Source organism: Candidatus Binatia bacterium (genome assembly GCA_023150935.1).
Lineage (GTDB): Bacteria > Desulfobacterota > Binatia > HRBIN30 > HRBIN30 > JAKLJW01.
Genome location: JAKLJW010000072.1, coordinates 1 through 10,057, shown reverse-complemented (window position 1 = coordinate 10,057; position 10,057 = coordinate 1). Strand labels below are relative to the sequence as shown.

11 protein-coding genes are annotated in these 10,057 nt (G+C 65.9%); 3 read left to right on the top strand and 8 right to left on the bottom strand.

Annotated elements, in window-relative coordinates:
- Positions 1-130: 130 nt before the first annotated feature.
- The 5 genes from L6Q96_22485 to L6Q96_22465 form a co-directional block, all read right to left on the bottom strand.
- Positions 131-1,708: a hypothetical protein gene (locus L6Q96_22485; protein ID MCK6557318.1), complete on the bottom strand. Its 1,578-nt coding sequence runs from the start codon at positions 1,706-1,708 to the stop codon at positions 131-133.
- A 60-nt stretch (positions 1,709-1,768) separates the two neighbouring features.
- The gene (locus tag L6Q96_22480; protein MCK6557317.1) at positions 1,769-2,020 is read right to left on the bottom strand and encodes a DUF1566 domain-containing protein; all 252 of its coding nucleotides are present in this window, start codon (positions 2,018-2,020) and stop codon (positions 1,769-1,771) included.
- Between the two features lie 68 nt (positions 2,021-2,088).
- Entirely contained in the window at positions 2,089-2,508 is a 420-nt protein-coding gene (locus tag L6Q96_22475) for a four helix bundle protein (protein MCK6557316.1), read from the bottom strand.
- 90 nt (positions 2,509-2,598) lie between these two features.
- Positions 2,599-3,339, bottom strand: a complete 741-nt coding sequence (locus tag L6Q96_22470) for a DUF1566 domain-containing protein (protein MCK6557315.1) — start codon at positions 3,337-3,339, stop codon at positions 2,599-2,601.
- Positions 3,340-3,672: 333 nt separating this feature from the next.
- The gene (locus tag L6Q96_22465) at positions 3,673-4,038 is read right to left on the bottom strand and encodes a hypothetical protein (GenBank protein ID MCK6557314.1); all 366 of its coding nucleotides are present in this window, start codon (positions 4,036-4,038) and stop codon (positions 3,673-3,675) included.
- A 211-nt stretch (positions 4,039-4,249) separates the two neighbouring features.
- Here L6Q96_22465 and L6Q96_22460 point away from each other — a divergent pair, with 211 nt between their 5' ends.
- The 3 genes from L6Q96_22460 to L6Q96_22450 all read left to right on the top strand — a co-directional run bounded on the left by L6Q96_22460 (position 4,250) and on the right by L6Q96_22450 (position 5,404).
- Complete coding sequence (locus L6Q96_22460; GenBank protein ID MCK6557313.1) at positions 4,250-4,474, top strand: hypothetical protein; 225 nt, start codon at positions 4,250-4,252, stop codon at positions 4,472-4,474.
- A gap of 247 nt (positions 4,475-4,721) precedes the next feature.
- Positions 4,722-5,003 (top strand): hypothetical protein, encoded by a 282-nt coding sequence (locus L6Q96_22455; protein MCK6557312.1) that lies wholly within the window; start codon positions 4,722-4,724, stop codon positions 5,001-5,003.
- Positions 5,000-5,404 carry a type II toxin-antitoxin system VapC family toxin gene (locus L6Q96_22450; protein MCK6557311.1) on the top strand — a complete coding sequence of 135 codons (405 nt, stop codon included), beginning with the start codon at positions 5,000-5,002 and terminating at the stop codon, positions 5,402-5,404. Before L6Q96_22455 ends, L6Q96_22450 begins: the two co-directional genes overlap by 4 nt.
- A 253-nt stretch (positions 5,405-5,657) precedes the next feature.
- On the opposite strand, the gene L6Q96_22445 is transcribed toward L6Q96_22450, so the two are convergent.
- The 3 genes from L6Q96_22445 to sucB form a co-directional block, all read right to left on the bottom strand.
- The gene (locus L6Q96_22445) at positions 5,658-7,667 is read right to left on the bottom strand and encodes an alpha-galactosidase (GenBank protein MCK6557310.1); all 2,010 of its coding nucleotides are present in this window, start codon (positions 7,665-7,667) and stop codon (positions 5,658-5,660) included.
- A gap of 202 nt (positions 7,668-7,869) precedes the next feature.
- Positions 7,870-9,273, bottom strand: coding sequence for a dihydrolipoyl dehydrogenase (gene lpdA, locus L6Q96_22440; protein MCK6557309.1), 1,404 nt, complete (start codon positions 9,271-9,273; stop codon positions 7,870-7,872).
- 14 nt (positions 9,274-9,287) lie between these two features.
- A partial coding sequence (gene sucB / locus L6Q96_22435) for a dihydrolipoyllysine-residue succinyltransferase (GenBank protein MCK6557308.1) occupies positions 9,288-10,057 on the bottom strand: 770 nt, incomplete at its 5' end.

Here is a 10,057-nt window from a genome sequence, read left to right as displayed (position 1 = left end):
GCAGGGCCCGCTGGCTGAGCCCTACGCGCCCGGAAATCTCGATAAAATTGGGCTTCGCATCTCTGCCGGAAGGACACGGCTATCCGCTCGACGACGGGCAACCGGGGGTACCAGGCCGATGGGTGTAATTTCATACGCCAAGCGGCGACCGGAAACGCCCTCGCCGGCACCATCTGGCTGGAATCCATACGGCCATCACCCGACGCGAGGCGCACGTCCGCCGCAGGCGGTCCGCTTCGCCAACTTCAACCACGGCGTGTCCGGCACGCACGGCGCGACCGATGTAGGTGTGGCTCAGCCGTAGCGGAAACCCGACACTGAATCCGAAGCCACCGCGCGAAATGGACACGCGCACGAGGCGGAGTGCCTGCGCGGCGAGAAGTCGTTGGGGTCCGTAGAACTCCACGAACTTCCCGACGTGCATGAACACCAGGGCCTGGGAACCGGCGCGGCGGATGAACCGTCCGTACTGGTGCGAGAAACGCTGCCCGCCCACCGCTTCCTCTGGCCATCGGGCTTGCACACGCCACGGGTCGTCGGGGAGGTGCTCGAAAAAACCTTGCAACCAGCCGTGCCGCCGCCACAGCGCCATCCACTTCTCGTAGGCCGCACCGTGGCGAAGATGGCCGCTGTACGAGGCCAGCGTCGCCCGCAGGGCCGGCAGCGCCTCGGGTTGGCGGTCGGTGTCGATTCGCAGGGCGACAGCGCTCCACAACGGTCGCAGCTCGCGCCGCGCAAAGCGCGTGAGGCGCGCCTCGCAACTCGCCAGGGTTCGACCGCGGGGCCGCCGATGGTTCCAGAACGTCATCCAACCGACGAAGTCGATCCCGTGCGTGACCGGCGCTGGTTCGACGTGCCGCTCGCGCAGGCGCAACTTCAATCGCTCGCCGAGAAAGGCCGCAATGGCTTCCCGCCATTGCCGCAAGGTTTCGGGGTTGGTGTCGAGAAGAATGAGGTCGTCAACGTAACGGACATAGTATCGGCACCGGAGTGTCCGCTTCACGAACTGGTCGAGCTCGTTGAGGTAGACGTTCGCCCAGAACTGGCTGGTCAGATTCCCGATCGGCAGGCCGCGCTCGTTGTCCTTCCCGAAGAGGCTCTTCTGCGCCGGTATCGGGTACCTGGCAGACGTGGGCGCTGACGTGTGCAGCGCGCCGCGCTTGAACCGGTAATCGGCGGTCGGATCGTGAAAGAGGATCGTGTGCGTCAGCCAGCGCAGCTCCGGGTCCCGAACGCGGTCGGCGATGATTTCGTAGAGGGTCTGCTTGTCGATCGACGGGAAGAAGCTGGCGACATCGAGCTTGAGCGCCCACGCCCGGCGTTGCCCATTGGCGGTGATGCGGCGCAGGAACTCGGTCAGCCGAGTGCTGGCTGCCAGCACTCCCTTGCCTTTGCGGCACGCATACGAGTCGTGAATGAACCCTGGTTCGAACACTGGCTCCAGGCGGGACACGAGCAAGTGGTGCACGATACGATCGCGAAAATCCGCCGCGAAGACCTCGCGCGGTTTGGGACCGTCGGTGACAAAGCAAATCGATTGGCCGGGCTGGTAAGTGTGGGCGCGCAGTTCTTCCTGCAGCGTCAGGAGCCTGGCCTCGGCGTCCACCTCGAAGCGAAGCTGGTTGATGGTGTTGCGCTTGTTACGGCGGCAGACACGATACTGCCGCCACAGGTTGTCGAAAGAGAAGAGGTCAGCTGGCGCGGTCATCGAAAAGGCGCTGGCGGAGAGCCGTTGCGGGCTCTCCGCCAGGCCGAAGCAGGGTCGTCTTCACAATCCGCCCCGGACGGCGCGGGCATAGTTGTTATTGGTCTTATTGTTGTTGTTCACGTTGCCGTCATTGAAGTTCACGTTCCACGCGTTGTTCGGATTGCCGGCGTTGGTAGTAGCCGACCAGTAGTTGTTGGACTGCGTGGCCCTCTTCGCTTGTTCCCCTCCGAAGCGCGCGGCACGAGCGTAGGAGGGACCCGGACACCTGGCCCACCCGCAAGTGGGGAAGGTGCCCTTGTGCCTCGGCCCCACTACAGGGCTCCGGCGTTGACCAGCGGGCAGCCTGAGCCGAAGCCGCTGGTGGAAGAGGGACCTTGTGATCATGGCACGCTCGGCTCCGCTATCTCTTTGAGAATCACGCGCCGATTCTGGCCAGCCCGATTCGGGCTACGACCCTGCTGCTGGCTTTTCAGCCAACCCTCATTCTGCCTGGCGATATCCGTCACCAGGCGAATCCCATGCTCGAACGAGTTGAAGCTCGCAAATGCCCTGGCATCGTTGCACAAGCGCAACAGCACCTTCAGCTCCTCGACTTCCTCCCGAATATCGAGCAGCACCGGCACCTTGTCCTGGCGCGCATTGGCCCGCACAATTAGCCGCAACACGCGTCGCGCCCCGTCGCGTAGCTCCTGCCCGGTGGAGTACTTGTGGTAGCGCGAGAAATTCCGCACCACTTGCTCGAAGTACAGACAGCAATCGTATGCAGCCTTGTAGATCGGCAGATGCTCTGTCTGCGCCATCACTTGAGTTCTAGCAAACCCAAAATTTTCGAGATCGCGGCCAAAGCGCCGCGATCAAAGGCCCAAAGTCACAAATAACCAAATGATCGATCACAAGCCGCCCCGGACGGCGCGGGCATAGCCGCCAAAGGTCTTAAAGCCGGTGAGCACGCCGCCGTCAGCGAAGCCCACGCCCCACGCGACGTCCGGAAAGCCGGCGAGGGTAGTAGCCGACCAGTAGCCGCTGGACTGCGTGGACCCGAAAGTCGCGGGGATGCACGGACTCGTCGTGCACGGATACTCTTCCGGCAGCAGGATCGTCTGCAGTTCCGCAAACGTCGGCAGTCGCCATCCGTTCGAGTCGGCAAACCCGCCGCCAGCATTCAGATTTTCGAGAAAGTCGGTGTACGCTGTGCCATTCTCGGCATACGGCGGTACTCCCGAACTGGTCCAGGTGTAGTAATTGTCAACATCGTGACGGTCTCCGGGGAAGTCCGTACCGCTTCCCACCGCGGTGGTCTTCTTCTCCCACACCAGCCCGGTCAGGTTGTCGGTCACCGTCCCGTTGCCATTGTCCACATAGCGCGCCACCCCGCCGCAGGTGCCGCTCCCAATCAGTCCCTGCAGCTTCGTCCACACCTTGTCGTACTTGATCCGGCACTTCGCCCAATTGGGCGACTTGGGGCCGTAGACTCTTCCGAGCTGGTCCTCGATGCACTTCTCGTACTTGCCCTTGGCCTTCGCTCGCCCCGACAGACACTTCTGCTCGTCCGTGGCCGCCAGCGCCACGCCCGACCACAGCGTCAGCGCCGCGCCCGTCGCGACCCCCAACGAAACCAACGATGCTCTCATGCGACTCCCTCCCGTCTGTGCCCGGAATGTTGCATGCGCCGGCCGCACCTCCGAGCGACGGCGACGGCGACGGCGACGGCGACGGCGACGGCGACGGCGAACGAATTGTCCGCCAGATGTGAACTGTCAACGGTGAACCGTACTTTCGTCTCGCATCAGAGGTCAAGAAGCGGTTAGCCGGCATAAACGCCCTGTTTGACGTAAGCCCCATTCTCGGACGTTGCCCGCCATCCCCCTCGTCTTCACGATCACCCCCTCCCAGCCCGCATACAGCGCGGATGAAGCGCGTGTCAACAAAAGATTGCGCCCGCAGCCCGTATACAGAGACTGAGGTCACGGGTTGCACGTCTGCAAGTCATTGAGATGCCGGATGTGATCCTGACCCTGTCGGGCGATGGCGCGATACCGACCCCGGATACCGGGGTCATCCCGCACTCGCTCGGCAAAGCCGCGGCTGCCCACCGCCATCCCATCGCTCCACTGCCGCTTGCGCCGGTTGTAGCCCTGTGCCGTGCATCCTTCGATGAGGTGCATGCTCGCCGCGATCTCTCCCCGGCCCTGGTCGCAAACGACGACCCATTGTGGTGGGTGTCCAACCCATTGTCCAACCAGGGCCACGGCAAAGTCGCTGACAGAGCCTCGATACGCCGCCAGAAGAGGGCGGCTACTCGGCTCGAACGGGTTTTTCGGTTTCAGCAAGACCACAAGACCGTTCGCCCCGAGTAACGGCCCGTCTTCTTGGGCCGTGTATCGAGGGGCAGGCCTGGTGTACACCCTCCGTCAACGACTTTGCCGTGGCCCTGATTGTCCAACCCATTGTGCGGTGAACACCACCAAGGCCGGACGCGTCCGCTTCGCGCTCGCCGGCGCTTGTTTGTAATCCCCACCCACGTTCGGTAGGGAAATCGTCATGCAGCTCCCCGGGCGCGACCTAGCCGCGGCGGTGGCAAAGCACTTTCGAGGCACCCCGGCACAGCGCTGCGCCGAAGCCGAGCGTCTCGGCGAAGAGGCCCTGCGGTTGTTTCTGGCGACGCAACCGCCCCGCACCTCGCGTGCCCAGGCTCTCGCTACCCTGCGTCGCAATAAGCACCGCGGCCGCCAGCGCTCGCGTGTCATGGACGGACGCCGCGCGTGACCCTCCTGCTTCGCGTTCTGGCGTATCTAGAGGAGCGCGGGTCGACCAGGCCGGGATGGCGAGAAATCAGAAGGTCGGGAACCGCCGCTTCGACGAATCCATTCCCGTCCTGTGCGCGCTGTGGACGGGCACGATGGTCGAGCATCGCACCGCGTTCTTCGACTTCCCGCACGCTGTGATGTGTCCGCCGCCGGCCCCCCCCCGAACGAGGTTGACTCGCCACCTGTGCATTCATAGACTTGCTCGCATGAATGCACGAACACGGTTGTCCAAACTGTACTCGCACCTCACGGTACGCGGGGTGCCGCCGCGTCTTGCCCGCGCGTTGGAGGCGGAGCGCAGGCGCTGTGGCAGGTCGCTCAATCAGACGGTGCTCGATCTGCTCGGTCGCGCCCTCGGCGTCGGCACCACGGAGGTCCGCTCCAACGGACTGCGGGCTCTCGCCGGGACCTGGAGTGCCGCCGAGCAGGCCCGCTTCGACAAGGCCATCACGTTCACCGAGCAGATCGACCCCGAGCTCTGGCGGTGACCCGCTACTGCATCGACACGTCGGCGTACAGCCACTTCAAGCGGGGCCACCCACCCGTGGTCGAACGCCTCGACAGCGCCGAGTGGGTCGGCGTGCCGTCGATCGTGCTCGGGGAGCTGTGGACCGGGTTCCTCCTGGGAAATCGATTGGCCGAGAACCGGGCGGAACTGAACGACTTCCTCGCCAGTCCCGTGGTCGACGAAGTCGTCGTCGACGGTGACGTCGCACATGTTTACGGCGAGATCGTGGCGGCGCTGCGGCGAGCCGGCACCCCCCTTCCGACCAACGACATCTGGATCGCGGCAACGGCCGCCCGGGTCGGGGCGATCGTACTCACGTATGACCCGCACTTCCAGTTGATCCAACGCGTCGGCAGCGAAGTCATCCCCCTTCCCGCATGAGCCGCTCGGGTCGCATCGGGGGGCGCCTGACGCGACCCGGTGGGCACGCGATGTGGCGGGTGCGACGTGGTGGGTGTCCAACCCATTGTGCGTGACGGAAGTTGTGGGTCCGGCGCCGCCAGGAGCCTGTCGGAGAAAGCGACCCCTCGCCCTTCGACGGGCTCATGGCGAGCGGAAAATGCTGTGAAATCAAGGCGGAGCCCGCTCGCGCTGAGCTTGTCGAAGCACCAGCGGGCCTTTCTCCGACCGGCCACTAGAAAGTCAGCAGGCGCGAGCCGTGCGCCGGCAGCTCGCCGAGGTCGAGTAACCCCGCGCGAATGGCGACGGGCTCGCCGGTCCACCAATCCGTCGCCGTCGTCGCGCCGGCCAGCTCCGGCGCCGTCTCCTTCATATCGATGCGCTTCACTCTGGGTTCGTCGGCGAAGTTGAACACTGCGAGCAACGTCCGGCCCGGGGCCCGGTTGACAACGACTTCCGGCATGTCGGCGCGCATCAGGTCGACAACCTCGGCGCGGCCCCCGGTTGCTGCCAGCGTCCGCTGCAACACTGCCAGCCGCTCGGGGGTCACCGACTTCATGCTGTCGCTCAGCACCACCATCCCGTCGGTGACGGCAATCGCGGTCGCCAGTGTCAGCACCTCGTCGAGGGTCAGTTCGGTGTCCGTCTCGCGCACCATCAGACAGTCGGGATCGTTCAACCACCAGACCCGATGCAGGAACGATCGAGTCAGCATGTTCCGCACGGCGTGCTTGGTGGCGAGGCCGTGCAGATCCCGTTGCGGCCCGCGTGTCAGCCACTTGCTCCAGAACGGGGCGACGTCGGGACCGATGCGCATCGCGTCGACCACGCCGATCGCCGGCCCCAGCGGACATCCGCAGCCGAGCAGGAAGACGTCGTCGCCCGCCGTCTCGCGGATGATCTCGAGTCCGCGCCGGAGCGCACCCGCGCGCGTGGCACGCGCATCGTAACGCCGGCCGGGAAGCGCGGCGGCGTACAGGAAATCGAGTTTCAGGACTCGATAGCCCCAGAAGTGGACCAGGGTGTGAATCAGGTTGCGCAGCCAGTCCTGCACGGCGGGGTGGGTCGTGTCGATGGCGTAGCAGTTTCCCCACCAGCCCCACACCGGATTGTAGAGCGCAAAGCGCGGCCGCCGGCGCTCTGATTGCACGAACCAGTCGGGATGCTCGCGGAGCAGTCGCGAACCGCGGCGGGCGATGAACGGAGCGATCCAGATACCCGGTTCGAACCCCTCGGCGGCGATCTGTGCCGCCAGACTGCCCATGCCGCGCGGAAATCTCGGGTTGGTCGTCAGCCAATCGCCAATCGCCGACTGGTACCCGTCGTCGACCTGAACGTAGTCGAAACGCACGCTCGGCCGCAGCGCGGCCAGGCCGCGCAAGTTTTCCAGCATCGCCGCTTCGGAGACGTTCGTGAAGTAGTGGTACCACGAGCACCAACCCACCGGCGCCCGCGCCGGAACGCGCGCCTGCATCGCCGCCGCAACCGCGACAGTGTACGCCCGCAGACCGTCGTGCACCGAGGCTGCCGATCCAATCCACACCGGCTCGATGCCGATCTCTTCGCCCGCCGGCAGAAGCACGTCGTCCAGATCGGCCACCGCCGCAAAGCGGCGGCATTGCCTGCCGTGCACGACGACCTCGATGCCGCCGAACGCGGCGCGGCAGGCGAGAAAGCCGGCCACCAGCACCTCACCGCTGCGCAGATTGGCGACGGCCGCAAACATGTCGGACCGGAAATGTCCCGGCCGCTGCGGTGAGGGGTTGCGCAGGTCGATGAGACCTATGGACAGCAGTGTGGACAGCGGGTCGGGATCGACTTCGTGGGCACGGAAGCTGCGCGTGCCGGTCCACGACTGGTACCCCTGCCGTAAGATGCTCCACCGATCGGCGCGAGCGCCGATCCTGACTTCGTCTGCCGCCGTCGTCGCCAGCGGCGCGACGCGCGCTAAGCGGATGGGCGTGTGCCCGATGTTGGTCAGCGTCGCGTCCGCCACCGCCGCGCCGCCCTCGGTCCCGAGCCGCAACAGCAGCCGCAGGCCGTGCACTTCCGACTCCGCCACGTACGCGCCGCCGGCGTCGCGTTCCAGCGCCGGCCGCCAGACTTGCTCGGCCCCGGTGCGGTCGTACCGCACCTCCGGACGCAAACCGCACAGGCGCACCGCGCCTTGCGACGCTACCAGGTCGATTGACCCGGCGCGCAAGGCCAGCGTCACCTCGTGCAACCCCTGCCCCGAACCACCCACGGCCCGCACCCTACGGCGACGCAGGGATGGCAGTCAACATGAGGAGGGGCGTGCTGGCGTGGGGACTGAGGGGGGGGCCTGAGGGCGTGGGGGGGCTGGTTGCTACGTTGCGTTGTAACGGTGGGCGGGAAGTGTTGCTGCACCGGTACGAAAGTGGCCAAAGGCGGCCAGCACCCTCAGGCCCTCACGCCCCCAGTCCCTCCTACACATGCAGCGCGCGCTTGCCGACCGCGAGCGCGGCTTCCTTCATTGCTTCCGGCAGCGTCGGATGGGCGTGGACCGAGCGGGCGAGGTCCTCGGCGCTGGCGCCGAATTCGATCGCCACGGCGGCTTCGGCGATCAGGTCCGAGGCGTGGGCGCCGAATACGTGCACGCCGAGCACGCGATCGGTTTGCGCGTCGGCAAGTATCTTCACGGCACCCTCGGTCTCGTTCATCGTCCGCGCCCGGCCGTTGGCGAGAAACGGAAACATGCCGGTGCGGTAGGCAAGGTTCTGACCCTGCACCTGCTCTTCGGACAGACCGACGCCGGCCAGCTCGGGATGCGTGTACACGACGTTCGGTACGGCATCGTAGTTCACGTGACCGGCCAGACCGGCGATCGACTCGACGCAGGCGACGCCTTCCTCCTCGGCCTTGTGCGCCAGCATCGGCCCGTGAATCACGTCGCCGATCGCGTACACACCCGGCACGGAGGTCTGGTAGTGCGCGTCGACGGTGATCCGACCACGGTCGTCGAACTGCACCCCGATCTCGCGCGCGCCAAGGCCCTCGCTGTAAGGGCGGCGTCCCACCGCCACCAGAACCACGTCGGCGACCTCCTCGCTGCTCGCTCCCTGCCTGGATTCCAGCGTCACCGTCACCCGGCCGTTGGTAACCGTCGCGGCGCGCGCCGTCGTTTCGAGCTGGAAGGCGAGACCCTGCTTCTTGAGCGATTTGTGCAGCATCTCCGCCATCCGCAGGTCGAACCCGGGAACGATGCGATCGAGAAATTCGACCACCTTGACGCGCGCCCCGAGGCGGTTCCACACGGACCCCAGCTCGAGGCCGATCGCGCCCGCGCCGATTACCAGCAGGCGCTCCGGAACCCGCGGCAGCGCCAGCGCCTCCGTGGACGATACGATGTGAGTGCCGTCGAACGGCAGGCCGGGCAATTCGATCGGCGCGCTGCCGGTCGCGATCACGATCCGCGCGCCGCGCAGTGTGCGCGCCTCGTTGCCGCCGGTCACCTCGACCGTGTGCGCGTCCACCAGACGGCCGGTTCCGACGACGCGTTCCACCCCGTTCTTCTTGAACAGGCCGGCAATGCCCTGCGTGAGGCCTTTTACGACCTTGTCTTTGCGCGCCATCATCGCCGGCAGGTCGAGCTCGATCCCCCCCGTCTTGATCCCGTGCGCCGCCAGCCCGTTGCGCACGAACGCGAAATGCTCGCTGGAATCGAGCAGCGCCTTGCTGGGAATGCAGCCTACGTTCAGGCACGTCCCCCCGAGCGACGGGTAGCGCTCGACGCAGACGACGCGCATGCCGAGCTGCGCGGCCCGCAGCGCCGCCACATAGCCGCCCGGGCCGGAGCCGACGACGATCAAATCGAATTGGGTGTCGGGCATAATACGGGCTCGTTTCACACTTCCAGCATGAGCCGCACGGGCTCTTCGAGGCGCTCCTTGACCCGGACAAGAAACGTTACCGCTTGTTCGCCGTCGATCAGGCGATGATCGTACGACAGCGCCAGGTACATCATCGGCCGAATAACTATCTCGTCGTTGACGACGACGGGCCGCTTTTCGATCTTGTGCATGCCGAGAATGGCGCTCTGCGGCGGATTCAGGATCGGCGTAGACAGCAGCGACCCGTACACACCGCCGTTGGAGATCGTGAACGTGCCGCCGCCGAGGTCCTCGATGCCGAGCTTGTTTTGCCGGGCAAGACCGGCGAGCCGTTCGATCTCCTTCTCGATCTCGGCGAACGTCATGCGCTCAGCATCGTGCACCACCGGCACAACGAGTCCGCGTTCGGTTCCAACGGCGATGCCGAGATGAACGTGCTGCTGGTAGACCACGTCGGTGCCGTCGATAAAAGCGTTGACCAGGGGCAGGTCGCGCAGGGCAGCGATGCAGGCGCGCGCGAAGAAAGACATGAATCCGAGGTTGACCTGGTGCACCTCGGCGAAGCGGGCCTTGTGCCGGGCGCGCAGCGCCATCACCGCCGACATGTCGACTTCGTTGAAGGTGGTGAGAATGGCCGCGGTATGTTGCGCCTGCACCAATCGCTCGGCGATGCGCTGGCGCAGGCGGGTCATGGGCACGCGCTCTTCGCCGCCCCGCGGTGCGGTTGCCGCGGGCGCTGCCGGCGCCGCCGCCGCGGTGGCCTGGTCCGAGCCCGGCGCCGTAC